The sequence below is a fragment of the Pseudarthrobacter siccitolerans genome, from assembly GCF_001046895.1.
Classification (GTDB): Bacteria; Actinomycetota; Actinomycetes; order Actinomycetales; family Micrococcaceae; genus Arthrobacter; species Arthrobacter siccitolerans.
On record NZ_CAQI01000046.1, the window covers coordinates 299,284 to 324,602 of the forward strand.

25 protein-coding genes are annotated in these 25,319 nt (G+C 65.7%); 5 read left to right on the top strand and 20 right to left on the bottom strand.

Annotated features, from left to right (window positions below; translation table 11 throughout):
- Positions 1–4 precede the first annotated feature (4 nt).
- From ARTSIC4J27_RS14560 to ARTSIC4J27_RS14650, 19 genes are all read right to left on the bottom strand, one after another.
- The gene (locus ARTSIC4J27_RS14560; RefSeq protein WP_050055900.1) at positions 5–952 is read right to left on the bottom strand and encodes a Ppx/GppA phosphatase family protein; all 948 of its coding nucleotides are present in this window, start codon (positions 950–952) and stop codon (positions 5–7) included.
- A complete protein-coding gene (locus ARTSIC4J27_RS14565; RefSeq protein WP_050055901.1) occupies positions 949–1,620 on the bottom strand; it encodes a DUF501 domain-containing protein in 672 nt (223 codons plus the stop codon). Before ARTSIC4J27_RS14565 ends, ARTSIC4J27_RS14560 begins: the two co-directional genes overlap by 4 nt.
- A 28-nt stretch (positions 1,621–1,648) precedes the next feature.
- Positions 1,649–2,353 (bottom strand): FtsB family cell division protein, encoded by a 705-nt coding sequence (locus tag ARTSIC4J27_RS14570; protein ID WP_050055902.1) that lies wholly within the window; start codon positions 2,351–2,353, stop codon positions 1,649–1,651.
- 123 nt (positions 2,354–2,476) lie between these two features.
- Positions 2,477–3,757, bottom strand: coding sequence for a phosphopyruvate hydratase (gene eno / locus ARTSIC4J27_RS14575; RefSeq protein WP_050055903.1), 1,281 nt, complete (start codon positions 3,755–3,757; stop codon positions 2,477–2,479).
- A gap of 133 nt (positions 3,758–3,890) precedes the next feature.
- Complete coding sequence (locus ARTSIC4J27_RS14580; protein ID WP_050055904.1) at positions 3,891–4,502, bottom strand: MazG nucleotide pyrophosphohydrolase domain-containing protein; 612 nt, start codon at positions 4,500–4,502, stop codon at positions 3,891–3,893.
- 76 nt (positions 4,503–4,578) lie between these two features.
- A complete protein-coding gene (locus ARTSIC4J27_RS14585) occupies positions 4,579–5,715 on the bottom strand; it encodes an adenosine deaminase (protein ID WP_050055905.1) in 1,137 nt (378 codons plus the stop codon).
- A gap of 27 nt (positions 5,716–5,742) precedes the next feature.
- On the bottom strand, positions 5,743–6,483 hold the full coding sequence (locus ARTSIC4J27_RS14590) for a DedA family protein (protein ID WP_050055906.1): 741 nt from the start codon (positions 6,481–6,483) through the stop codon (positions 5,743–5,745).
- A gap of 126 nt (positions 6,484–6,609) precedes the next feature.
- Complete coding sequence (locus ARTSIC4J27_RS14595) at positions 6,610–7,239, bottom strand: DedA family protein (protein WP_050055907.1); 630 nt, start codon at positions 7,237–7,239, stop codon at positions 6,610–6,612.
- Positions 7,240–7,245: 6 nt separating this feature from the next.
- On the bottom strand, positions 7,246–8,580 hold the full coding sequence (locus ARTSIC4J27_RS14600; protein ID WP_050055908.1) for a thymidine phosphorylase: 1,335 nt from the start codon (positions 8,578–8,580) through the stop codon (positions 7,246–7,248).
- Positions 8,577–9,002, bottom strand: coding sequence for a cytidine deaminase (locus tag ARTSIC4J27_RS14605; RefSeq protein WP_050055909.1), 426 nt, complete (start codon positions 9,000–9,002; stop codon positions 8,577–8,579). Before ARTSIC4J27_RS14605 ends, ARTSIC4J27_RS14600 begins: the two co-directional genes overlap by 4 nt.
- Complete coding sequence (locus ARTSIC4J27_RS14610; protein WP_050055910.1) at positions 8,989–10,314, bottom strand: ABC transporter permease; 1,326 nt, start codon at positions 10,312–10,314, stop codon at positions 8,989–8,991. The genes ARTSIC4J27_RS14605 and ARTSIC4J27_RS14610 overlap by 14 nt, the downstream gene beginning before the upstream one ends.
- Positions 10,311–11,684: an ABC transporter permease gene (locus tag ARTSIC4J27_RS14615; RefSeq protein WP_050055911.1), complete on the bottom strand. Its 1,374-nt coding sequence runs from the start codon at positions 11,682–11,684 to the stop codon at positions 10,311–10,313. Before ARTSIC4J27_RS14615 ends, ARTSIC4J27_RS14610 begins: the two co-directional genes overlap by 4 nt.
- Positions 11,677–13,272 carry an ABC transporter ATP-binding protein gene (locus ARTSIC4J27_RS14620; protein ID WP_050055912.1) on the bottom strand — a complete coding sequence of 532 codons (1,596 nt, stop codon included), beginning with the start codon at positions 13,270–13,272 and terminating at the stop codon, positions 11,677–11,679. Before ARTSIC4J27_RS14620 ends, ARTSIC4J27_RS14615 begins: the two co-directional genes overlap by 8 nt.
- A gap of 181 nt (positions 13,273–13,453) precedes the next feature.
- Positions 13,454–14,563, bottom strand: a complete 1,110-nt coding sequence (locus tag ARTSIC4J27_RS14625; RefSeq protein WP_456107069.1) for a BMP family lipoprotein — start codon at positions 14,561–14,563, stop codon at positions 13,454–13,456.
- Between the two features lie 236 nt (positions 14,564–14,799).
- Positions 14,800–15,837: an NADP-dependent oxidoreductase gene (locus ARTSIC4J27_RS14630; RefSeq protein WP_050055914.1), complete on the bottom strand. Its 1,038-nt coding sequence runs from the start codon at positions 15,835–15,837 to the stop codon at positions 14,800–14,802.
- A complete protein-coding gene (locus tag ARTSIC4J27_RS14635) occupies positions 15,834–16,262 on the bottom strand; it encodes an organic hydroperoxide resistance protein (protein WP_050055915.1) in 429 nt (142 codons plus the stop codon). The genes ARTSIC4J27_RS14630 and ARTSIC4J27_RS14635 overlap by 4 nt, the downstream gene beginning before the upstream one ends.
- Before the next feature lie 37 nt (positions 16,263–16,299).
- On the bottom strand, positions 16,300–16,734 hold the full coding sequence (locus ARTSIC4J27_RS14640) for a MarR family winged helix-turn-helix transcriptional regulator (protein WP_050055916.1): 435 nt from the start codon (positions 16,732–16,734) through the stop codon (positions 16,300–16,302).
- 107 nt (positions 16,735–16,841) lie between these two features.
- Positions 16,842–18,041 (bottom strand): amidohydrolase, encoded by a 1,200-nt coding sequence (locus ARTSIC4J27_RS14645; protein WP_050055917.1) that lies wholly within the window; start codon positions 18,039–18,041, stop codon positions 16,842–16,844.
- 75 nt (positions 18,042–18,116) lie between these two features.
- Complete coding sequence (locus ARTSIC4J27_RS14650; protein WP_050055918.1) at positions 18,117–19,250, bottom strand: mannose-1-phosphate guanylyltransferase; 1,134 nt, start codon at positions 19,248–19,250, stop codon at positions 18,117–18,119.
- Positions 19,251–19,514: 264 nt separating this feature from the next.
- On the opposite strand from ARTSIC4J27_RS14650, the gene sdhC reads away from it, so the two are divergent.
- The 5 genes from sdhC (at position 19,515) to ARTSIC4J27_RS14675 (ending at position 23,976) form a co-directional block, all read left to right on the top strand.
- Positions 19,515–19,895 carry a succinate dehydrogenase, cytochrome b556 subunit gene (gene sdhC, locus ARTSIC4J27_RS14655; RefSeq protein WP_081620212.1) on the top strand — a complete coding sequence of 127 codons (381 nt, stop codon included), beginning with the start codon at positions 19,515–19,517 and terminating at the stop codon, positions 19,893–19,895.
- A 2-nt stretch (positions 19,896–19,897) separates the two neighbouring features.
- Positions 19,898–20,359 (top strand): succinate dehydrogenase hydrophobic membrane anchor subunit, encoded by a 462-nt coding sequence (locus ARTSIC4J27_RS14660; protein WP_050055919.1) that lies wholly within the window; start codon positions 19,898–19,900, stop codon positions 20,357–20,359.
- Positions 20,360–20,467: 108 nt separating this feature from the next.
- Positions 20,468–22,267 (top strand): succinate dehydrogenase flavoprotein subunit, encoded by a 1,800-nt coding sequence (sdhA, locus tag ARTSIC4J27_RS14665; protein ID WP_050055920.1) that lies wholly within the window; start codon positions 20,468–20,470, stop codon positions 22,265–22,267.
- Between the two features lies 1 nt (position 22,268).
- Positions 22,269–23,051 (top strand): succinate dehydrogenase iron-sulfur subunit, encoded by a 783-nt coding sequence (locus tag ARTSIC4J27_RS14670; RefSeq protein WP_050055921.1) that lies wholly within the window; start codon positions 22,269–22,271, stop codon positions 23,049–23,051.
- A gap of 154 nt (positions 23,052–23,205) precedes the next feature.
- Positions 23,206–23,976, top strand: a complete 771-nt coding sequence (locus ARTSIC4J27_RS14675; protein ID WP_050055922.1) for an alpha/beta hydrolase family protein — start codon at positions 23,206–23,208, stop codon at positions 23,974–23,976.
- Positions 23,977–24,014: 38 nt separating this feature from the next.
- On the opposite strand, the gene ARTSIC4J27_RS14680 is transcribed toward ARTSIC4J27_RS14675, so the two are convergent.
- A complete protein-coding gene (locus tag ARTSIC4J27_RS14680) occupies positions 24,015–25,316 on the bottom strand; it encodes an ABC transporter substrate-binding protein (RefSeq protein WP_050055923.1) in 1,302 nt (433 codons plus the stop codon).
- Between the last annotated feature and the right edge of the window lie 3 nt (positions 25,317–25,319).

Here is a 25,319-nt window from a genome sequence, read left to right on the forward strand (position 1 = left end):
GCGGTCAGCCGATGCTCAGGGCGATGCCGTCGAGGATGTCGTGTTCGCTGGCCGTGGCCGTGGTGATGCGCCCACCTGTCAGCCCGTGCAGCCGTTCGAGGATCCGGCCCCACACCAGTCCGCCTGCGCCGATGACGTCCACCCGCCCCGGGTGCATGTACGGCAGCGCGGCGCGGTCCGCGCGGTCCATGCCCAGCAGGTCGCCGGCAGCGGCACGGACAGTGTCCAGGGGCAGTTCGGTGCCGTGGATCGCGTCAGGCGTGTACTCGGGCAGCCGGAGGGCGTGCGCGGTGATGGTGGTAATGCTTCCGGCAACGCCCACGACGGCGGTGGCGCGTTCCAGCGGAACGTCCTGGTGGGCGCGGGCGATGGCGTTGTCCACGTCGGCCTGGGCGGCCGCGATCTGCTCCGCAGTGGGCGGGTCCTGGCGCAGGTGCCGTTCAGTGAGGCGGACACAGCCGATGTCAACGGACTTGGCGGCCGTTACTCCGGCCGCCGTGCCAAGGACGAACTCGGTGCTGCCGCCGCCGAGGTCCACCACGAGCACCTCCTGGCCGTCCAGGATGGGCAGGACGCTGCTGGCTCCGGCAAAGGACAGGGCGGCTTCCTCGTCACCGGAGATGACTTCAGGTTCCACGCCCAGCAGGTTGCGGATTCCGTCCACGAAGAGCTCCCGGTTCCGCGCGTCACGGCTGGCGGATGTGGCCACGAAGCGTACCTTGACGGCTTCGTGCTCCTTGATGAGCCGGGCGTAATCGGCGGTGGCCGCGAACGTGCGCTCCAATGCCTCCGGAGCGAGTTCGCCGGTGGCGTCCACTCCCTGGCCCAGCCGGACTACCCGCATCTCGCGGACAACATCAGTCAGGGTGGTGATTCCGTTGCTGCTCCGGATGTCTGCGATGAGGAGGCGGATGGAGTTGGTGCCGCAGTCGATGGCGGCGACGCGCGTCATGTCGCCGCCCCGGTGGTGCCGGAGGTCTTCCGGACGGGCGCGGGCCGGCCCACGATGTCCGGCAGCCCCTGCGGACCGTGCCGGCTCAGGTCCTTGGAGGGCGCTTCGCCGGAGGTGTCCCAGGCGCCTTCGCAGTAGCATCTGTCGGCGGTCCACCACTCGCTGATGGCGGTGATCGCCTGGTCCCCGAGGGGGTTGATGCCGGGGCCGGCGGCCAGCGAGTGGCCCACCAGGACGTGCAGGCATTTGACGCGGGTGGGCATCCCGCCGGCGGAGATCCCGTCGATCTCGGGAACGGCGCCGATGCCGGACCGCTCGCCGATGGCGGCGCGGGCCGCCAGGTAGGCCTCATGCGCGGAGCGGTACGCTGCGGCCAGGTCCTGGTCGCCGGCGAGCTGCTCATTCATCTCGTTCATCACGCCCGCCGCTTCCAGCCTGGAGACGGCAGAGGTGATGACGGGGTGTGTCAGGTAGAAGGTGGTGGGGAACGGCGTTCCGTTGCCCAGGCGCGGAGCGGTGGCGGCCACCAGCGGGTTGCCGCAAATGCAGCGGGCAGGAATTTCCACCACGTCACGCACCGGCCGTCCCAATTGGCGGCTCAGTACTTCCAGATCGTGCGGTGATGGTGTGCGGGATTCGTCCCGGGCGGCTGCCGTGTAAGGTTCCACTGTCGCTGGCCGTCCTTCCTGTTGCGGTTCAGTCTGTGGCCGCGCGCGTGATGGACTCCCACAGGGAATCCACCCACGGCAGATCGGCGGGGTCTTGTGCTGCTGCACCGGCCTGGCTACTGCTTTCTCCGGCCGGCAGATCGCTGCCGAAGACCCAGTAGCCGGTTTCGCCCGGCATAACCATGTTAATGCGGTCGCGTGCCTGCTGTTTCACGTAGTTGGGGTCCTGCCAGCGGGAGACCTGCTGGCGCAGGCTGTTGCCTTCGGCCTCACGGGCAGCGATATCGGCGTTCAGGGCCGCTATTTCGGCCCGCTTGTCGAAGAAGATCTTCACCGTGGGCGCGAGCATGATGGTGATGGCAATCATCACCACGGCCAGGGCGAGCATCCTGCCGGAAAACGCCTTGGCCGGTACGGGCTGCTGCTCCTCGTCGCTGTCTTTGCCGGCTGTCCGGGAGGCCCCGCGGGCACCTGTCCCCTTCCCGCCGTCGGACCCTTGTGCGGAGTGCCCTTTTGCCGGTTGTGACCGCGAGGCCTTGTCCGCAGCCGGTGCGTGGTGTTTGTCCCTGGCGGTTGCCGCCTCATGGCCGGCTGCAGCGGCGCCCGGTTTTCCCTTGCCCGAGCCGAAATCGGCGCGGATGACGTCAGCGCCGTCGGCGGTCTCATGCGTTGCCTGGTTGGTGCCCGAGCGGGATGAGGCAACCTTGGGAACTTTGGGACGGCGGGTAGCCATGACACTCCTGAAACGCGCAGCCTGCCTGGGGCCGCCACTTTTTTGGGCTGGAACAATGCCGGAAACAACAACGGTGGCTATGGTCTTTCAACCATAGCCACCGGTTATCGGTTTACGCGGCTACTAGCCCTTGAAACGCGGGAAGGCACTGCGGCCCGCGTAGCGTGCGGCGTCGTCGAGTTCCTCTTCGATGCGCAGCAGCTGGTTGTACTTGGCAACACGCTCGGAGCGGGCCGGCGCGCCGGTCTTGATCTGGCCGGCGTTGGTGGCCACCGAGATGTCGGCGATGGTGGTGTCCTCGGTTTCGCCGGAGCGGTGCGAGGTGATGGTGGTGTAACCGGCGCGCTGGGCCAGGCTGACGGCGTCCAGCGTCTCGGTGAGGGAACCGATCTGGTTGACCTTGACCAGCAGGGAGTTGGCGGTCTTGGTGTCGATGCCGCGCTGCAGGATGGCGGGGTTGGTGACGAAGAGATCGTCACCCACCAGCTGGACCTTGTCGCCGATGGAGTCGGTGAGGGTCTTCCAGCCTTCCCAGTCGTTCTCGTCCAGCGGGTCCTCGATGGAGACCAGCGGGTAGTCTGCCACGAGCTCGGCGTAGTAGGCGCTCATCTCGGTGGAGGACAGCGCCTTGCCTTCGAACTGGTAGGCGCCGTCCTTGAAGAACTCCGAGGAGGCAACGTCCAGGGCCAGGGCGATGTCCTTGCCCGGGGTGTAGCCGGCGTTCTTGATGGCTTCCTGGATCAGGTCCAGGGCTGCACGGTTGGACGGCAGGTTCGGGGCGAACCCGCCTTCGTCGCCGAGGCCGGTGGACAGGCCCTTTTCCTTGAGCACGGACTTGAGGTTGTGGTAGACCTCAACGCCCCAGCGCAGGCCTTCGGAGAAGGTCTCGGCACCGATCGGGGCGATCATGAATTCCTGGATGTCAACGTCCGAGTCCGCGTGCGAGCCGCCGTTGAGGATGTTCATCAGCGGGACCGGCAGGACGTGGGCGTTCGGGCCGCCCAGGTACTTGTACAGCGGCAGGTCGGCGGACGCGGCGGCGGCGTTGGCAACGGCCAGCGAAACACCCAGGATGGCGTTGGCGCCCAGCTTTCCCTTGTTCGGGGTGCCGTCCAGGTCCAGCATGGCCTGGTCGATGCTGCGCTGGTCCGTGGCGTCGAAGCCGGTCAGGGCCGGGGCGATCTGGTCGATGATCGCGTCAACGGCCTTCTGGACGCCCTTGCCGAGGTAGCGGCCCTTGTCGCCGTCACGGAGCTCAACGGCCTCGTGCTCACCGGTGGAAGCACCGGAGGGAACTGCAGCGCGGCCGATCTGGCCGTCGGAGAGCAGAACTTCAACTTCTACAGTCGGGTTGCCGCGGGAATCAAGGATTTCGCGGGCGTGGATGGCATCGATAAGCGCCATGAATTTGCTCCTTATGGGCGATTAACGGGGGAAATACAGCTGAAAACTCGACGTACTCGTCAGGGACCAGCGTAGTCGAGAGTGGTCCGGGTTACGGAAACCTATCCAGCCCCCGGACGTCATGATGGTGCGGCTAACTCTGTTGGTGTTGCTGCGGGACGTACTGCTGGTAGTTCCGTACGGCGCCGCGGAGGGCGCGCTCAGCGTCGAATCCGCTGGCGTGTGCGGAACGCACGACGGCGAGCAGCAACTCGCCGAGCTCTTCTTCCGTGTCCGGGATGGGAGCCTGTGCGGGCAGTTCGACGCCGGCCCGTGCTGCGCGGTCGATGGACTTCTGCGCCCTCGCGAGCGCCGGCAGGGCCAGCGGGATCCCTTCAAACGCATCCTGCCGCTCCGGCCGTTCCGCCCGCTTCACCGCATCCCACTTCTGCACGATCTCCTCAACCGTGGCCGGAAAGCTGTCCTGCAGCGAGCCGTCCGGACGGAACACGTGGGGGTTGCGCCGCACCATCTTGGCGCTGAGGCCGCGTGCCACGCCGTCGAACGTGAACGCGCCGCGCTCCTCGGCGAGGCGGGCATGCAGCACCACCTGGAGCAGGACATCGCCCAGCTCCCCCAGCAGTTCGGCGTCGAAGTGTTCCTCCCCCGCGGCTCCGCCGGAAGTGCGTGCCTCGATGGTTTCGGCCACCTCGTACGCCTCCTCGAGGAGGTACTCCACCAGGGATTCGTGCGTCAGGGCACCCATCCAGGGGCAGTGCTCACGCAAGGACGCCAGCACCCACAACAGCTCCCCTATCGGGGAGCTGCCGGCCACCTGCCCGTTAGCCAAGGTTGGCGTAGGCGTCGTTGATGTACTCGACGAGCGCTTCCTTCTCCTCCAGCGGCAGGAAGGATGCCTCGGCTGCGTTCAGCGTCAGTTCCAGGAGGTCGTCGAGGTCGTAGTCGAAGGTTTCCACCAGCAGTTCGAACTCGTCGGTCAGGGTCACGCCGCTCATCAACCGGTTGTCCGTGTTGATGGTGACGTTGAAGCCCAGCTGGTACAGCATGTCCAGCGGGTGGCTTTCGATGCCCTCGCCAAACCCCGCGATGGCGCCGGTCTGGAGGTTCGAGGACGGGCAGATTTCCAGGGCGATGCCGCGGTCGCGGACCCAGCTGGAAAGATCGCCCAAGGTCACCAGGCCGATGGTGTCCTCGGTGTCCTCATCGTCGTCGAACTCCACCATGATGTCCTCGGCGATCCGGACGCCGTGTCCCAGGCGCAGGGCGCGGCCGTCCACCAGGGCGGACTGTATGCTGTCCAGGCCCGCTGCCTCGCCCGCGTGCACTGTGGCGGGGAAGTTGTGCTGGGCCAGGTAGGTGAAGGCGTCGCGGAAGCGGGAGGGCAGGAAGCCGTCTTCGGCGCCGGCAATGTCGAAGCCCACCGCGCCTTTGTTCCGGTGGCGCACGGCGAGTTCGGCGATCTCCTGGCCGCGGTCCGCATGGCGCATGGCGGTGATGAGCTGGCCCACCTGGATTTCGCGTCCGGTCTCCCCCACGGCTTCAACGCCGGCTTCCAGGCCGTCCTGCACGGCTTCCACGGCTTCGTCGAGCGTGAGGCCCTTCTGCAGGTGCTGTTCCGGGGCCCAGCGCACCTCGCCGTACACCACGCCGTCGTCGGCGAGGTCCTCGACGAATTCCTTGGCAACGCGGAACAGGCCTTCGGCGGTCTGCATCACGGCGACGGTGTGGTCGAACGTCTCCAGGTAGCGGACCAGGGAGCCGGAATCGGCGGACTCCCGGAACCACTGGCCCAGCGCCACCGGATCGGTGGACGGGAGGGTGTGGCCAACGGCCCCGGCCAGTTCGATGATGGTTGCCGGACGGAGTCCCCCGTCCAGGTGGTCGTGAAGGGACACCTTGGGCAGGCTCTTCAGGTCAAAATCGATGGCAGGGGCAGCGTCAACAATAGGCTCAGTCACGTTCCCACCTTAGGGTGGGCGGGGGTTCTATGCCAGCCGCTTCGTGGCGGCGTGATCGCCGTCCCCGGCCCCGGGAGCAGGCACGTCAGTGCTGCCGGGATTCAGCGTGGTTGCTCCGGACCTGCCGCCGTCGAGCCACTCATCCACCTCTTCGGCGTCATTGCGGGCAAGATGCTTGTGCCACCACCGAAGCAGGTGGTCGATGAGGACACCAAGCACGATGGCGAACACCACGGCGATGCCTGCGCTGAGCAGCGGGTTGTGGTGGAGCCACGGGAAGGAGCTGGCCAGCAGTCCGATGCCGATGGAATACCCCACCCAGGTGACGCAGGCGAAGGCGTCCAGCAGGAAGAAGCGGCGGTGGGAGAAACCGGTGCTGCCGGCCACGTAGTTGACGGCCACCCGCCCCCAGGGGATGTAGCGGGCAGTGAAAATCAGCACCGCACCGCGCTTGTCCAGCTCGTAGCGTGCCCAGCCGAAAGCCTTCTGGATTTTGGGCCGGCGCATCCACTTCCAGCGGTTCAGCCCGATCCGGCGTCCGAGCATAAAGGCCATGTTGTCCCCGGCGATGGCGCCGACCAGGGCGGTGAGGCCGAGGATCCACAGGTTGGGTTCTCCACTGTGCCGGGAGAACGCTGCCAAGGCCACGATGAGAGTCTCACTGGGGACCACCATGGCGAAGCCGTCCACAAAGAAAAACAGCAGCAGGACGGGGTAGATCCACCACTGGCCCGCTGCATGGAGCACGGCCTCATTAATAAACTCCACGCGGGTCTTGCTCCTATGCAAAATGGCACGGGCCTAAGCGGCGCAGCCAAAGCGGAAATCGTTCCTAAGTGTCCCATGGCCACAACGCAATTCGCTACGCCCTGGCCTGCCAGAACAACGCTTGGACTACGCTTCCGGTTCCTTCATCCGCTCCACTATCGGAGGCCTGCGCCGGACGCGGTTGATAACGAGGTCCACCACGATGCCCAGGGCCACGGCACACACGATGGCGATAGCGGCGCCGAGGAGGTGGTTGTCTTCAAACCACTGGCCGAAAAACAGTCCGATCCCCACGGAATAGGCCGCCCACAGGGACGCCGACAGCACGGTCAGGCCCACGAAACGAAGATGGGGATAGTGTGTGACGCCGGCGGTGAGGTTGACCGCTACCCGGCCGATCGGAACGAACCGCGCCACCAGGATGAGCGACGCCGGACGCTTGCGCAGTTCCCGGCCCGCCCACCGGAAGGCGCTCTGCATACGGGCTCCCCGCATCCATGACCAGCGCCGCGTACCCACCCGGCGCCCGATCAGGTACGCGATGTTGTCCCCCGAGAAAGCGCCTAGGGCTGCCACCAGCATCAGGAGCCAGGGATTAGGAACATCTGCGGTGGCGGCCACGGCCGAGAGGCCCACCACCACGGATTCGCTGGGGACGGGCGGAAAGAAACCGTCAATGACGCAGCATGCCAGGACCAGGAACAGCACCCACGGCTGCCCGGCCGCGGCGAGGATGAAGTCATTGATGGCCTGCATGGGACCCTATGCTATTCGGTCGATGATCAGTCGCTGCGCCGGCCGCGATCCCTCGGGCGCGATGACCACTGCCTGCTCGAGCGCTTCCTTTGCCCGGGCGAAGCGCTCGGGGGTATCGGTCAGCAGGGTCATCAGCGGCTCACCCGCCCGGACCACTGCGCCGGGTTTGGCATGCATCCGCACGCCTGCTCCCGCCTGGACGGCATCCTCCTTGCGCGCGCGTCCGGCGCCCAGCCGCCAGGCGGCCACGCCCACAGCCAGGGCGTCCAGTTCCACCAGCACACCGTCCGCCGGGGCGTACACCACCTCGGATTCGCGGGCCTCCGGCAGCTTGGCCCGAGGGTCGCCGCCCTGCGCCTCGATCATGCGGTTCCAGACGTCCATGGCGCGGCCGTCCTTGAGCGCGGCGGCGGGGTCGGCGTCGTGGACGCCAGCGGCCGCGAGCATTTCCTCTGCCAGCCGGACGGTCAACTCCACCACGTCATCCGGGCCGCCGCCGGCCAGCACCTCCACGGATTCCTCCACTTCGATGGCGTTGCCGGCGGTGAGGCCCAGCGGGGTGGTCATGTTCGTGAGGAGGGCCACCGTGTTGACGCCGGCGTCCTTGCCCAGGGCCACCATGGTCTCGGCGAGTTCGCGGGCCTTGGCCTCATCCTTCATAAAGGCGCCGCTGCCCACCTTGACGTCCAGGACCAGCGAGCCGGTTCCTTCGGCGATTTTTTTGCTCATGATCGAGGACGCAATGAGTGGAATCGCCTCCACGGTGCCGGTGACGTCGCGGAGTGCGTAGAGCTTTTTGTCCGCGGGAGCCAGCCCGGCGCCGGCCGCGCAAATGACGGCGCCCACGTCCTGCAGCTGGGCCAGCATCTCCTCGTTGCTGAGCGATGCGCGCCAGCCCGGGATGGATTCCAGCTTGTCCAGGGTGCCGCCGGTGTGGCCCAGTCCCCTGCCGGAGAGCTGCGGAACGGCGACGCCGAAGACGGCCACCAGCGGTGCCAGCGGCAGCGTGATCTTGTCCCCCACGCCTCCGGTGGAGTGTTTGTCCGAGGTGTACTTCAGGCCGCCGTCGGGACGACGCAGGCTGGAGAAGTCCATCCGCTCGCCCGAAGCGATCATCGCGGCCGTCCAGCGGGCAATCTCGCTGCGGTCCATGCCGTTGAGCAGGATGGCCATGTTCAGTGCGGCCATCTGCTCGTCTGCGATCACGCCGCGGGTGTAGGCATCGATGGTCCAGTCGATCTGGTCGGGGCTGAGGGTGCCCTTGTCCCGCTTGACGCGGATGATGTCGACGGCGTCGAACGCTTCGGCGGTGTTGTTCTTCTGTGCGCGGGAATCTGTCACCGGGTTTCCTCCAGGTGTTCGGGACCAAAGGCGTCGGGCAGCACCAGGTCCATGGTTTTGATGCCTTGGGTGGTCATAAGCTCCATGCCGGGCGCCCGGAATTCGTAGAGCAGCTGCCGGCAGCGCCCGCAGGGCATGAGGACCTTGCCGTTGCCGTCCACGCAGTAGAACGCCCGGAGCAGCCCGCCGCCGGTCATATGCAGGTTGCCCACCAAAGCGCACTCGGCGCAGAGGGTCAGCCCGTAGCTGGCATTTTCAACATTGCAGCCGCTGACAATCCGGCCGTCTTCGGTCAACGCCGCCGCCCCCACCGGGAACTTCGAGTAGGGGACGTAGGCGTTCCGCATGGCTGCGACGGCGGCAGCCTCCAGGGCGGGCCAGTCCGGGTCCTTCGAGCCGGCCACCGGGTCAACCCTTGACATAGGGAATGCCGCTGGCCGCCGGGCCCCTTGATTTGCCCACCAGCCCGGCCACGGCCAGGACTGTCACCAGGTAGGGCAGCATGGCCATGAACTGGCTGGGGACCGGGGTTCCGATGATGGTCACGATGCTCTGCAGGTTGTCAGCGAACCCGAACAGCAGTGCGGCGAAGAAGGCGCCGATCGGGTTCCACCGGCCGAAGATCAGGGCGGCCAGCGCAATAAAGCCGCGTCCGCCGGAAATCTCCTTGGTGAAGCTGTCGATCGCCACCAGGGTGAAGAAAGAGCCGCCGATGCCGGCCACTGCTCCGCCCAGCGTGACGTTCCAAAAACGCGTGGCGTTGACATTGATGCCCAGGGTGTCAGCCGCCTGCGGGTGCTCGCCGACGGCCCGGACGCGGAGGCCCCAGCGGGTCTTGAACAGGCCAATCCAGACCACCAGGACCGCGATGTACATCAGGTACCCCACCAGGGACTGGCGGAACAGGATGGGCCCGATGATGGGGATGCTCGAAAGGACGGGAATCTCGATGATGTCCAGCCCGGGCGGCGAATTGAACTGGGCCTTGTTGGCCTGCATGACGGTGCTGAAGAGGAATCCCGTGACGCCGGAAACCAGGACGTTCAGCACCACGCCCACGATGATCTGGTTGACGAGGTACTTGATGCTGAAAAGCGCCAGCACCATGGACACCACGGCTCCCGCCACGGCGGCCGCCGCCAGCCCGACGATCGGGTTCTGCGTCATGCTGGCCACGATGGCGGCGGTGAAGGCGCCGCCCAGGAGCTGGCCCTCGATGGCGATGTTCACCACGCCCACACGCTCACACAGGACACCGGAGAGCGAACCGAACACCAGCGGTACCGCGAGGGTGACGGACCCTGCGATCAGGCCTGCCAGGGAAATGTTCGGGGTTCGGGCGCCGCCCACCACCCAGATGAGGAACGCGGCCACGAACAGGACGATGAAGGTGATGGTCAGCCAGCCCGGAGCCGGCCTGCTCTTGGTCTTGAGGTAGACGGCATAGGCGGCAAGCCCCAGCAGGAGGACGGCGAGGACGATGCCGCCGGCAAAGGCGTTCACCTGCAGGGCCGGCAGCTGGAAAAAGTCTTCGCTGGTGGAGATCCCGAAACTGGCGGTCTGGTTGGGCGCCATCAGGCCGAAGAAGACCAGGGCGATGAGTCCGAAGACGGTGAGCAGGACAGGGGTACGCCAGGTCACGGGTTTGGTGGAGACGGCGGCGGAACCGGCGTCGGGGACCGTGTTGCCCGGTTGCGGCTTTCCCGGCCGGGGCGACGAAACTGTTGTGCTCATGCTGCACCTCCGGAGGTTGCTGCCTTGCGGGACTTGGCGGTGCGGGCCTGCTTTTTGCGGCGCGGGTTCAGTCCGAAGACGGCCCGGACCAGCGGCGGCGCCGCGATGAAGAGCACAATCAGGGACTGGACCACCAGGACGATGTCGATGGGGGTTCCGGTCTGGATCTGCATCTGGACCGCTCCGGCGCGGAAGGCGCCGAACAGGAGGCCAGCGGCGAAGGTGCCCCACGGCGTCGAACGTCCCAGGAGCGCAACGGTGATGGCGTCGAACCCGTAGGTGGCGGCCACGCCGTCGGTGAGGACTTTCTCGGTGCCGGCCACCTGGGCCACGCCGGACATGCCGGCCAGCCCGCCGGCGATGGCCATCACCAGGATGGTGGAGCGGGAGACGTTGATGCCTGCGGTCTGCGCGGCCTTGGGGTTGGCCCCCACGGCCCGGAACTCGAAGCCCACCGTGGATCGGTTCAGGAGCCACCACACCAGGACGGTGGCGGCGATGGCCAGGAGGAAGCCGAGGTGCAGGCGGTACTGGCTGCCAAAAATCTGCGGGTACACGGCGCTGGGGTCCAGGATGGGCGAGATGGGGTTGGACTCCCCCGGCCGCTGGAAGGCCGGCGTGTTCAACAGGTACCGCAGGAAGTACAGCGCGATGTAGTTGAACATGATGGTCAGGATGACCTCGTGGGCGCCGGTCCGTGCCTTGAGGACGCCTACAAGTCCGCCCCAGAAGGCGCCGCCGATGATGCCGGCCAGCAGGACCAGCAGCAGGTGCAGGCCGAGGGGCAGGTGGAGGGCGAAGCCCACCCAGGCTGCCAGGATGCCGGCCACGATGATCTGGCCCTGGGCGCCGATGTTGAACAGGCCCGCGCGGAAGGCCAGCGCGACGCCGAGGCCGGCCGTGATGAGCGGCGTGGCGATGGTAAGCGTCTCCATAAACGGCGCGAACTGGGCGGCAATGCTGTTGCCCCGCGGGTTGAAGACCGAGCCCTGGAACAGGGCTATGTAGGAGCGGGTGGCGGCGTTCCAGACGGCCGCCAGGAAGTCGGTGGGACGGGCGAAGAAGTACGTGGACGTGGTGGCCACCTGCTTGTCGGTGCTGGCGATCAGGAGCCCGCCGATGATGAGCGCCAGCAGTACGGCGAGGACCGAAACCATACCGCTGCCGGTGAAGATCCTGCGGAGCAAAGTGTCCGGGCCGCCCGGCAGCTGCCCGCTTTGGGCAGTGGCGGGGACGGCTGAGGGTTCCATGGCGCCGCCGGCGGTGTCAACGGAGACGACGGCGGCCGTCTGGTCTTCCGCGGCCGGCGTTTCCCGGGCCTCGGGGCCGGGTTCGCCGGCCGCATGCTTGGGGGGATGCTTGTCAGACATGGTCGCCTCCTTCGGCGTCGGAAGTGGAGGCCGTGGCAGCTGCGGCGGAGGGCTGTCCTGTTCCCGGCGCTGGCGGATGGGAGTGTTCCTCCGGCGGGATTCCCGCCATCATCAGGCCCAGGACGTCCCGTCCGGTACCGGCCGGAACAATGCCCACGAGCTTGCCTTTGTAGAGCACCGCGATGCGGTCGGCCAGTTCCATGACCTCGTCAAGCTCCGTGGAGATGATCATCACCGGCGTGCCCTGGTCGCGCTCGGCCACAATCCGGCGGTGCAGGAACTCAATGGAACCCACATCCACGCCGCGGGTGGGCTGGGAGGCGATGAACAGGCGCAGCGGGCGGGAAAGCTCGCGGGCCATCACCACTTTCTGCTGGTTGCCGCCGGAAAGTGTTCCGGCGGCGGCCACGGCTGACGGTGTGCGGACATCGAACTCGCCGATGCGCGCCTTGGCGTTCTCCAGGATCTTCGCCGGGCTCATGCTGATGCCCTTCGCGAACGGTGGTTTGTCGTACAGGTCCAGGACCAGGTTCTCAGCCACGGAGAAGGTGCCCACCAGGCCGTCCACCTTGCGGTCTTCCGGAACGAATCCGACGCCGGCCCCCAGGACTTCCTTGACCGATCTGCCCAGCAGCTCCTTGCCGTCCAGCCTGATGGAACCGGAAACGCGGTCCTGCAGTCCGAGGATGGCTTCGGTGAGTTCGGTCTGGCCGTTGCCCTGCACACCGGCCACTGCCAGGATCTCGCCGCGGGCAATGTCGAAGCTGAGGCCATCCACTACGTGGTGGCCGTTCGCCGCGATGACGGTCAGGTCGTGGACCTCGAAGGTCTTTTCCTTCGGCTGGGCCGGCGACTTGTCCAAGTTCAGGCTGACCGGGCGGCCCACCATCATGGAGGCGAGCTCTGCGGTGGGGGTGCCGGGCTCGGCCGTGCCCACCACCTTTCCGCGCCGGATCACCGTGATGGTGTCCGAGACTTCCTTCACTTCCCGCAGCTTGTGGGAGATGAACACGATGGAGGTGCCGCCGGATTTGAGCTGGCGCATGATGTCCAGCAGCTCGTCGGTTTCCTGGGGCGTGAGCACCGCAGTGGGCTCATCCAGGATCAGGACCTTGGCGTTCCGGACCAGCGCCTTGATGATTTCGACGCGCTGCTGGACGCCCACGGGCAGGTCCTCCACTAGGGCGTCCGGATCGACGTCGAACCCGTACTGGTCCGAGATCTCCTTAATCCGGCGGCGGGTCTCGTCCAGGTTCAGGAAGCCGCCAGCTTTGGTGGGTTCGGCACCGAGTGCCACATTCTCGGCAACCGTGAACACCGGGACGAGCATAAAGTGCTGGTGCACCATGCCGATGCCGGCCGCCATGGCGTCGCCGGGGCCGCGGAAGGAAACGGGTTTGTCATCGACGAGGATTTCACCCTCGGACGGCTCGTACAGGCCGTAGAGCACATTCATCAGGGTGGATTTTCCGGCCCCGTTCTCGCCCAACAGGCAGTGGATTTGTCCGGGTTCAACCACCACGTCGATGTGGTCGTTGGCAAGCAAAGTCCCGAAGCGTTTGGTGATCCCTCTGAGTTCAAGTTTCAAAACTCTGACCAATCTCGAAGCGTCCAGTGATCGACCGGACGGGATATGTGGCTGCAGCACCAGCCTAGTGGTTGCAGTCCTGGGATGAGCGGGCGGTAGCCCAAAAGAGGCAGGCAGCAGCAAAAAGCACCGCCGCCCGGCCGGTCATCGACCAGCCGGGCGGCGGCGCTCCATGCACGGGTCAGGACTTGGGGCTTGCTGCCGATTCAACCTTCAGCTTGCCGTCCACGATGTCCTTCTTGATCTGCTCCAGTTCGGACTTCAGATCGGCGGGGACCTGGGAATCAAGGTCGTGGAACGGGGCCAGCTGGACGCCGTCGTTGGCAAGGGTGCCGACGTACGGGGTGTTGCTGAACTTGCCGTCCTTGTCCTCCTTGACCACGGTCTCCACGGCCTCGCCCATCTGCTTCATCACGGAGGACAGCATGATGTCCTTATAGTCCGGTGCGGTGAGGAAGCCGTCGGAGTCAACCCAGATCAGCTTGACGTCCTTGCCTGCTGCCTTGGCTTCCTTCAGCGCGGCACCGGCGCCCTTGCCGACCGGGCCTGCCACTGGCATCACGATATCGGCGCCCTGGTCCAGGAAGTTCTGGGTGAGCTGCTTGCCCACGTCCTGCTTCTCGAAGTCGCCGGTGAAGCTGCCGTCCTGGGCTTCCTTGTTCCAGCCAAGGAGTTTGACGTCCTTGCCCTTCTGCTCGTTGTAGTACTTCACGCCGTCCGCGTAGCCGTCCATAAAGATGGTGACGGTGGGAATCTTGATGCCGCCGAAGGTGGCCACCGTGCCGGTCTTGGTGGTGCCGGCGGCCAGGTAGCCGGCCAGGAATGCTGCCTGGGCGGTGTCGTAGATGATCGGCTTGACGTTGTTGATGGGCGTCTCGTAGCCGAAGTCGATGATGGCGAAGTGGCTGTCCGGGTTGGCCGTTGCCTGTGCCTTGGTGGCGTCGCCCAGCAGGAAGCCGACGGTGACGGTCAGGTCGCAGCCGGCGGTGACCATGGCGCGGAGGTTGGGCTCGAAGTCATTGTTGGTCTTGGACTCCACCTGGTTGACCTTGATGCCGAGATCGGCCTCCGCCTTCTTCAGGCCCTCATAGGAGGACTGGTTGAAGGACTGGTCGTCGAATCCGCCCGAGTCGGAGACGATGCAGCCGGTGTAGTCGGTGGCACCGGCGGACGAAGTGCTTCCGGCTTCGGGGGCTGCGCCGCAGGCGGTCAACAGAAGGGCCGAAGCGCTGACGGTAGCCAGGCCGGCCATTGAACCGCGCTTGACGTGTGCACGCAGTGATTTCTTCAATTTTCCTCCAGGATGAAGAGAGTGGCGCTACGGCTCGAATTCAATGAGTGTCCGTTTCTACACTGAAATTCTGTTTTCACTGAGGTCCGCAGCACTGCGCCGGAGCGCACTGATGGCACCCACTTTAGTGGCCTGCAACACGTCTCCGTAGCACACCCGGGCGCGATTGAAGAGATTGTTTACAAGTTGTTACCAACGAGTAGGGGGCCGCACCTCGCGGTGCGGCGCCTGCTCGTTCAGCTGCCGGACAACCGCCAGAGGCGGACCAGCATCTTGCCGGTATTGGCGCCGTCGAGCAGGTCCATAAACGCCTGCGGGGCGTTCTCAAGCCCGTCCACGATGGTCTCGTCGTAGCGGACCGTGCCGTCGGCGAGCCAGCCTGCCATCCTTTCGGCGAACTCTGCGGAGTGCTGCCGCTGCCCGCCCACCAGGAAGCCCCTGAGGGTGAGCTGCTTGCCGATGGCCAGCATCAGGTTGTGCGGGGCAGGCGTGGGCTCGGTGGAGTTGTACTGCGCAATGGCGCCGCACATCGCCACACGGCCGCCGACGTTGAGCGTGGCCAGGGCGGCCTCAAGGTGTTCGCCGCCCACATTGTCGAAGTAGACATCGATGCCGGCTGAACCGGCCGCTTTTTGCAGCTGCTCCAGGACCGGGCCGTCGTGGTAGTCGAAGGCAGCGTCAAACCCGAGTTCCAGCAGCCGGGCCACCTTGGCAGGGGTGCCCGCGGAACCAATCACGCGGGATGCGCCCATGGCCTTGGCGATCTGGCCCACCAGTGAACCCACCGCGCCGGCCGCGCCCGAGACGAACACGGCGTCCCCGGCTTTGAACTCTGCGACCTTGAGCAGGCCGGCGTATGCCGTCAGCCCCGTCATGCCCAGCGCACCGAGGAAAGCTGACGCGGGGGCGAGGTCGGTGCGTGCGGGCGTGGCTGCGGCAGCGTCGACCACTGCGTATTCGCGCCAGCCCAGGGCATGCACCACCACGTCACCTTCCTGATGGCGCTCCGAACGGGAGGCAATCACCTCCCCCACGGCGCCGCCGTCGAGCGCCTTATCCAAGGCGAAGGGCGCGGAGTAGGACTTGACGTCATTCATGCGCCCGCGCATGTAGGGATCGACGGACATAAAGAGGTTGCGGACCATGACCTGGCCGTCCTGGAGCTCCGGCAGTAGTGACTCGGCAAGCCGGAAGTTCTCCGGGACCGGTCGGCCCGCGGGCCGCGAAGCCAGCTGGATTTCGCGGGTGGTGACGGGAATTGTGGCAACGCTCATGCGGCGTACTCCAGGATCTTGAGGTCCACGGTGATGTTTCCGCGGGTGGCGTTGGAGTAGGGGCAGATTTCATGGGCTTTGGCCACGAGCGCCTCAGCTGTGGCCAGGTCCAGTGCCGGCAGGGCGATCTCCAGTTCCGCTGCCAGCCCGAAACCTGCGGTGTCCAGCTGTCCGAGGTGGACCTTGGCGGCAACTGCCGAATCGGTCAGGTCCGCGCGTTCCTTGCGGCCCACCAGCCGGAGCGCGGAGTGGAAGCAGGCGGCATAGCCGGCAGCGAAAAGCTGTTCGGGGTTGGTGCCTTCGCCGGTCCCGCCAAGCTCCAGGGGGCTGGAGAGGGTGACGTCCAGTTTGCCGTCGTTGGTGCGTGCGTTGCCGTCGCGGCCTTCGCCGGAGGCAAGCGCCTCTGCAGTGTAAAGGGGTTTCACGGGGCTTCCGTCCTGTTGTGGGTTGAAATCTTCAGTGTCAGAGCGCGTTGTGCAGGGCGGCGGTCAGCCGGCCCAGGGTGTCGCGCAGCTGGTCCAGTTCCCTGGCTGTCAGCCCGGCGGCGTCCGCCAGCCGCTGCGGGATGGCGCCGGCCTTACCGCTCAACTCCCGGCCGGCCGGCGTCAGGTGGATGGCGACCCGGCGTTCGTCCTCTCCGGACCGCCGGCGCTCCACCAGCCCCAGTGATTCCAGGCGCTTGAGCAGGGGTGACAGGGTGCCCGAGTCCAGTCCGAGCTCTTCGCCCAGTTCCTTCACGCCGCGCGGCTCGCTTTCCCACAGCACCAGCATCACCAGGTACTGCGGATACGTGAGGCCCAGCTCTTCGAGGACAGGCCGGTACACGGCAGTGGCGGCACGGGATGCGGAGTAGAGCGCAAAACACACCTGGCGGTTCAGCCGGGGAACATCAGTCATGCCATAACCATAACGGGCAATTAGATTGCACACAACTTACTTCGAGTGGCTCAGTGAGGCCCGGTCAGGGTTTTTGGTATGTACGACGGCGGCGCGCGCCGCCGCCCCTACAGGTCGCGGATGGTGCGCAGCGCCGCAGCCGTGAGCACCCGGATGCCCAGGCCCAGGGCCCGTTCGTCCAGGATGTAGTCGCCGCGGTGGAGATCGTATTCCTCGCCGCCGGGCGTTTTGGTGCCGAGCCGCATCATGGCGCCCGGGAGCTCGGCAAGGAACCAGGCGAAGTCCTCCCCGCCCATTGACTGCGGGGTCAGCACCACGGCGCTTTCGCCGATTTCCGCCCTGGCCGATGCCTCGATGATGGCCGTCTCGTGCTCGGAGTTCACCACCGGCGGCACTCCCCTGGTGTGCTCCAGGCGCACGTCCACGCCGTAGGGAGCCGCCACCTGGTGCACCACTTCATCCAGCAGTTCGCCCGCGGCGTGCCAGGCATCGCGGTCCAGGCAGCGCATGGTTCCGGCCATGTAGCCGGTGCCGGGAATGGCATTCGGAGCCGAGCCGGCGGAGATCTGCCCCCAGACCACGGACACTCCGCTCCGGACATCCACCCGGCGGGACAGGACGGCCGGGACGTTCACGGCAATCTGGGCCAGTGCGAACACCAGGTCCTCGGTCAGGTGCGGACGCGAGGTGTGGCCGCCGCGGCCGGAAAGTTCGATCCGGATGGTGTCCGAGGCTGAGGTGATGGCGCCGATGCGCGTGCCGATCTTGCCCACTTCGATGCGCGGATCACAGTGCAGGGCCAGGATGCGGGGAACCCCGTCCAGGACGCCCTGCTCGATGCACGAGTGCGCGCCGCCGGGCATGGTTTCCTCGGCGGGCTGGAAGATGATGCGGACGGTGGCGCCGAGCGGTTCCTCCTGGTGCATGCGGTGCAGCACCAGGGCAATGCCCAGCATGGTGGTGGTGTGGACGTCGTGGCCGCACGCGTGCGTTACACCGTGGTTCTTCGAGGCGAAGGGCAGGCCCGTCTCCTCGATGATGGGCAGCGCATCGATGTCGCCGCGCAGGGCGGTGGCAATGGGCCCCTCCCCCACATCCACGGTGAGGCCGGTGCCGTCCAGCCGGCGGGGGCTGAGTCCTGCGGCTTCGAGCCGCTCGGCGAGCTTGTCCGTGGTACGGAATTCCTTGAAGGACAGTTCCGGGTGCGCATGGAGGTCCCGGCGGAAATCGATCAGTTCCGGCAGGAGCGGCTCAAGCCAGGGTGCCACCAGCGCGGTGGGCTCGGTTTCCGTAGTGTAATTGCGCACTGCTTCACTCTAGCGAGGGTCGCCGGATTACGGGCCATCGCGGTCCCCGCGTTACATCCGCAGGGCCGCGCCGGCCTAGAGAACGTCTGTATCCCCGCTGGCCTTCAGGGCGTCGACGGCGGCCTTGACCCGCTGCGAGTTGGCCATGGTGGTCACAAGCAGGGCATCGGGGGTATCCACGATGACAACGTCCTGGATCCCGATCAGCGCGATCACGCGCTTGGTGTCGGTCACCACCACGCCGCTGGAGTTCTCGGTGAACACGCGTGCGCCCTCACCTAGTACGGTGACGTCGTCAACTTCCTTGGCACTGTTGAGCCGGCCCACGGAAGCGAAGTCTCCGACGTCGTCCCAACGGAAGGAGCCGGGCACGACGGCGACGTCCCCGGCTTCGGCGGCAGGTTCGGCCACTGCGTAATCGATGGCGATCTTGGGCAGGGTGGGCCAGACGCGGGCCGTGACCTCGTCGCGGGCCGGGGTGTCCCAGGCGCGGGCAATTTCCTGCAGGCCCTGGAACAGCTCGGGCTGGTTGGCCTCGAGGTGCTTGAGCAGAAGGGCAACGGGGGCCACGAACATACCGGCGTTCCACACGTAGTTGCCGCTGTCCACGTACTGCTGCGCCACTTCCTCGTTCGGCTTTTCGACGAACTCCACCACATCCTGGGCGCTGGGAGCGCCGTCGATGTGCAGGTCCTGGCCCGAACGGATGTACCCGAATCCCGTGGACGGATGGGTGGGCTTGATGCCGATCGTGACGATCTTGCCGGCGGCGGCGGTGTGGATGGCTTCGCGGACCGCCTGCTGGAAGAGGTTGTCCGGGCTGATCACCTGGTCCGCGGCGAAGGAACCCATGATGGTGTCGGGATCGCGTTCGTGCAGGATGGCCGCGGCGAGGCCAATGGCCGCACCGGAATCCTTTGGCTCGGACTCGAGCACCAGGTCCGCGTCCTGGACTTCCGGCAGCTGGCGGCACACCGCGTCCCGGTGGGCCTGCCCCGTGACCACCAGCACCCGCGTGCCGGCCAGCGGGTGCAGCCGGTCATAGGTGGCGCGCAGCAGCGTGCTGCCCGAGCCGGTGAGGTCATGCAGGAACTTGGGAGCTGCGGCTCGCGACAGGGGCCAAAGGCGGGTCCCCACGCCGCCGGCCGGAATCACCGCGATGAAGCGGTCAAGGGGTGAAGCCGGGCTTGTCACTTTGTCTGTACTCATCAAGGCCTACTTTAGCCGACCGCCTGCTGCGGCCCCTTCGGGGGTCCGGCCGGGCCAACCTGGACTTCATCTGGACGCGCGATTGTGGCGTTAGTCTCATTATTCAGCAAAATCCTTGCCACTGCTGGGCACCAAGGAGTTCCTAAATTGAATAAGCTGTTAGCGGAGCCTAGATTTAGGCCTGAGCTACGAGTGCTCTCGCAGCAGGCGTTCCCCCCGCGTGGATCTCATGCCAGCGCCGCTGTGTTGCAGGGAGGTTTATCAGTGCCGACAAAACCAGCTGGCACCTTGTACCGCGGCCGTGAAGGCATGTGGTCTTGGGTAGGACACCGTATTACCGGTGTAGTGATCTTTTTCTTCTTGTTGGTCCACGTTTTGGACACCTCCTTGGTGCGTGTGTCTCCCGAGGCCTACACCGCGGTGATCGGTGCTTACAAGAACCCCCTCATGGCCTTGGGCGAGACCGGTCTTGTTGCGGCCATCGTCTTCCACGCCTTTAACGGCCTGCGCATTATTGCGGTGGACTTCTGGAAGAAGGGTGCCAAGTACCAGCGCCAGATGCTCTGGGCCGTCCTGGCCCTCTGGGTCGTCACCATGGTCGCCTTCTCCATCCGCCACCTATCCCTCGCGCTCGGAGGTCACTAGCCATGTCAGCAACGATTGAGAGCCCGCGCAGCGGGCGGATCGCGCCCCAGTACCGCCGCACCGGCGGAAGCCGCGGCAACTTCGAAATGATCGCCTGGCTGTTCATGCGGCTCTCCGGCGTGGTGCTCGTGGTCCTGATCTTTGGCCACCTCTTCGTGAACCTGTTGGTGGGCGAGGGCATCCACGCCATCGACTTCGGTTTTGTCGCCGGCAAATGGGCCGACCCGTTCTGGCAGTTCTGGGACCTGACCATGCTGTGGCTGGCCATGCTGCACGGCACCAATGGTGTGCGCACCATCATCAACGACTACGCCGAGAAGGATTCAACCCGCCGCTGGCTGAAGACCGTCCTCTACTCAGCGACCGTTGTCATCATCGTCCTGGGCACCCTGGTGATTTTCACCTTCGATCCGTGCCCCGTGGTTGACGGCGTCCCCCTGCCTGGCGGTTTCTGCCCTGCCTAGCAGCAGCACCACCCCGGGCCCGCGGGCATTACCGCGGGCCCTGTTTTGCGGGGAGGGCGAAGCCGCCCCGTTGTTTTATAGCGAATTTTGAGAGAAAGAGCGTCTGGTATGCAGGTCCATAAGTACGACGTCGTCATCGTCGGTGCCGGTGGCGCTGGCATGCGCGCGGCGATCGAATCCGGTCAACGCGCCCGCACAGCAGTACTGACCAAGCTCTACCCCACCCGCTCGCACACGGGTGCGGCACAGGGCGGCATGTGTGCGGCCCTGGCCAATGTCGAGGAAGACAACTGGGAGTGGCACACGTTCGACACCGTCAAGGGCGGTGACTACCTCGTGGACCAGGATGCCGCCGAGGTGATGGCGAAGGAAGCCATCGACGCCGTGCTTGACCTGGAAAAGATGGGCCTGCCGTTCAACCGCACGCCGGAAGGCCGGATTGACCAGCGCCGGTTCGGCGGCCACACCCGCGACCACGGCAAGGCCCCGGTCCGCCGCGCCTGCTACGCCGCAGACCGTACCGGCCACATGATCCTGCAGACGCTCTACCAAAACTGCGTCAAGCACAACGTCGAGTTCTACAACGAGTACTACGTCCTGGACCTGCTGACGGTCGAAGAGGACGCCGTGCGCGAAGACGGCACGCCGTACAAGCAGAAGCGCGTTGCCGGCGTGGTCTCCTACGACCTCGCCTCGGGTGAGCTGCACGTCTTCCAAGCCAAGTCCGTGGTGTTCGCCTCCGGCGGTGCCGGCAAGGTCTTCAAGACCACCTCCAACGCCCACACCCTGACCGGCGACGGCATGGGCATCGCCTTCCGCCGCGGCATCCCGCTGGAGGACATGGAGTTCTTCCAGTTCCACCCGACAGGCCTCGCCGGCCTGGGCATCCTCCTCTCCGAAGCCGCCCGCGGTGAAGGCGCCATCCTCCGCAACTCGGAAGGTGAGCGCTTCATGGAGCGCTACGCCCCCACCATCAAGGACCTGGCGCCGCGTGACATCGTGGCCCGTTCCATGGCCAACGAGGTCCGTGAAGGCCGCGGCTGCGGCCCGAACAAGGACTACGTCCTCCTGGACCTCACGCACCTGGAGCCGGCGCACATCGACGCCAAGCTCCCGGATATCACCGAATTCGCACGCACGTACCTGGGGGTGGAGCCCTACACGGAACCCGTTCCCGTGTTCCCCACCGCGCACTACGCCATGGGCGGCATCCCCACCAACATCACCACGGAGGTCCTGCAGGACAACGACACCGTGGTCCCCGGCCTCTACGCGGCCGGCGAGGTTGCCTGCGTCTCCGTCCACGGCTCCAACCGCCTGGGCACCAACTCCCTGCTGGACATCAACGTCTTCGGCAAGCGTGCCGGCATTGCCGCAGCCGAGTACGCCAAGACGGCCGACTTCGTGGAACTGCCGGAGAACCCGCTGGCGTACACCACCGAACTGCTGGACATTGCCCGCAACGGCACCGGCGACGAAAAGGTGGCCCAGATCCGCAAGGAACTGCAGGACACCATGGACGCCAACATGCAGGTGTTCCGCACCGCGGATACCCTGAACCAGGTCCTGCGCGACATCGCCTCCTTCGAGGAGCGGTACAAGCGCATCAACGTCCAGGACAAGGGAAAGCGCTTCAACCTTGACCTGCTCGAGGCCGTTGAACTCGGCTTCCTGCTGGAGCTGGCCAAGGTGATGACCGTGGCCGCCCTGCACCGTGAGGAATCCCGCGGCGGACACTTCCGCGAGGACTTCCCGGAGCGTGACGACGAGAAATTCATGAAGCACTCCATGGCGTACAAGGACGACCACGCCCCGGCGGACGGATCGGCAGAATCAATTGCCGGCATCCGCCTGGCCACCAAGCCGGTTGTCTTTACCCGCTACGAGCCGATGGTGAGGAAGTACTAAGATGACCGCTGAAATCGCTGAGCCAGCCTCAAAGATTGAACTGCCTGCCGGCGTCGGCGGTGGCGGCGAAATCCCCACGTTCGATGTGCACATGCGCGTGCGCCGGTACAACCCGGAGGTTTCCGGCGAGGCCACCTGGGATGACTACCACCTCACCATGTACGGCACGGACCGTGTCCTGGATGCCCTGCACAAGGTCAAGTGGGAAATCGACGGCAGCCTTTCGTTCCGCCGCTCCTGCGCCCACGGCGTCTGCGGCTCCGATGCCATGCGCATCAACGGCCGGAACCGCCTCGCCTGCAAGACCCTCCTGAAGGACCTGGACACGTCCAAGCCCATCACGGTGGAACCCATCAAGGGCCTGCCGGTGGAGAAGGACCTCATAGTGGACATGGAACCGTTCTTCCAGTCCTACCGCGAAGTGATGCCGTTCCTCATCAACAAGGGCCACGAGCCCACCCGGGAACGCCTGCAGTCCGCCGAGGACCGTGAGCGCTTTGATGACACCACCAAGTGCATCCTGTGCGCTGCCTGCACGTCCTCCTGCCCGGTGTTCTGGACCGACGGACAGTACTTCGGCCCGGCGGCGATCGTCAACGCACACCGCTTCATCTTCGATTCCCGTGATGACGCCGGTGACATGCGCCTGGAGATCCTCAACGACAAGGAAGGCGTGTGGCGCTGCCGCACCACCTTCAACTGCTCGGAAGCATGCCCCCGCGGCATCCAGGTGACCCAGGCCATCCAAGAGGTCAAGCAGGCCATCCTCTCCCGCAAGATCTGACAGAGGATTAGGCCAACGACGGCGCCGTCCCCCACCCAAGGGGGACCGGCGCCGTCGTTGTTTCTCCCCACCCGCCGCCTGAGCTCGCAAGCCCGGCCAGGGAACCCGGCGGGCGTGGGCCCACAGCCATTCGTACCCATCGAAAGGGGACGACGTGTCCCGCTCCGAAAAAGTCTCGTTTGCCGGTTCCACCGGCGAAATGCTCTCCGGCATCATCGACATTCCCGACGGCCCGGTCAAGGGCTGGGGCGTCTTCTCCCACGGGTTCACCCTTGGCAAGGACGCGCCCTCCGCGTCGAGGATGTGCAAGGCTCTGGCGGACAGCGGCGTGGGAATGCTGCGGTTCGACAACCTGGGCCTCGGCGGATCCGCCGGCGAGTGGTCCGCGGGCTCCTTCAGCCACAAGGTGGCCGATACCGTTAAGGCGGCCGAGTTCATGCGCAGCGAAGGCAAAGAGATTTCCCTTCTGGTGGGCCACTCCTTCGGCGGCGCAGCCGTGCTCGCTGCAGCGCGTGAGATCCCCGAGCTCGACGCCGTAGCGACTGTTGGGGCGCCGTTCTCACCCAAGCACGTGGCCCACGTGTTCGACGCCGCCCTGGACAAAATCCTCAGCGAAGGCAGCGCCGAGGTGGACCTTGGCGGGAAGCGCGTGGAGATCCGCAAGCACTTTGTGGAGGACCTGGAAAACGCGGACCTGACCGACTGCATCAAGCAGCTGCACAAGCCGCTGATGGTGCTGCACTCCCCCACCGACAACACTGTGGGGATCGAAAATGCCAGCACCATTTTCCAGACCGCACGGCATCCGCGGAACTTCGTGTCGCTTGAGGGCAGCGACCACCTGCTGACCGGGAAGGGTCAGGCGGCACGGGCTGCGCGGATTATCGCTGCCTGGGCGGACCAGTACCTCGACGCCGGGCAGTAGCCGGCCGGGCGGCCCAGGCTGCCGGGCCGCAGAGGTGGCTATTTGCCGATGGCGGCCTTGCTTTCGCTGATCCATTGTTCGGCTGCCTTCTCAGGAGTGAGCCGCCTGAACAGGACTTCGGTGTTGATGCGGGCGGTGATCTCGGAGACGGCCGTTGATCCGGTGGGACCAATGAAGGTGGGGGCGAAGTCCATCTTGCCGATCTGGTCGATATACGCCGCCTCCACCTTGCCCTGGGGCGTCAGGAGGTCCTTAATGGCGTCGCGCATTTCGGAATTGCTGGGGACCCCGCGGTCGCTCTGGATGATCTTTGCGGCCGCCTCGTTGTTCACCAGGAAGCTGATCAGCTTCGCGGCGGCATCTGCTTGCTTGCTCCGCGCCGAGATGGTGTAGAACTGCGATGACTGCAGCCAGATCCCGGGAGTGGGTGTTTCGCCGGGGAGCTTGAGCAGCCGCAGGTCGGCGCCCGAGGCCTTGCTCAGCGCGGACAGTGAGTTGCTCCAGGTGAGCATCATGGCAGCCTTGCCCATGCCCATCAGCGTTTGCTCGGTACTCACGTCGAGCTTTTCCACAGTCTCGGACGCACTCGGCGCCGCTCCCGTTTCGCTGAGCTTCGACGAGTAGTCGAAGTAGTCCCGGACCGTATCCTGGTTCAGCCCGAGCTGCCCGTCCTGTGTGTACAACGATTCGCCGTGCTGGCGTGCAAAGGCGTCCAGGGAATCATGGGTGAGCACTGTGGCCGTTCCATAGGTACCTTTGGGACTCTTTGACGTGATCTCTGCGGCGGTCCTCGCGAAATCCTCCCAACTCCAGGTGCTGTCATCCGGAACGGCAACACCGGCTGCCTGGAAAACCGCAGGATTCACGACAATTGAGAGTGCATTCGCACCGGTAGAGACGCCATATTGCTTGCCCTGGACCTGCCCGTTTTCCAGCGCACCCTGGTCCATCTTTGACAGATCCAGGGAACCGCTCACCGTGGACAGGTCCAGCAGCGCGCCGCGGTTGGCGTATTCGGCCGGGTACGCCCCGCCCATGGTGATCACGTCAGGAGCATCGTTGGCCGCTACCTGCGTGGCGAGCTTGTCGAAGTATCCGCCAATGTCGCCGTATTCGGGCTTGACCTTGATGTTGGGATTGGCAGCCTCGAATTCGGCAATGGCCTTGTTGGTCAGCTCCGCCCGCCCGGCGTTCCCCCACCAGGAAAATCGGATCTCCACAGGGCCGTCCGCGGGCTGGTTGGAGGGCGCGCCGGAGCATCCCGCAGTGACGCCCAAAAGGCCCAGTGCGGTGAGCATTGTGACTGATTTACGGATTCTTTCAAGCACTTTACGCGTCATCGG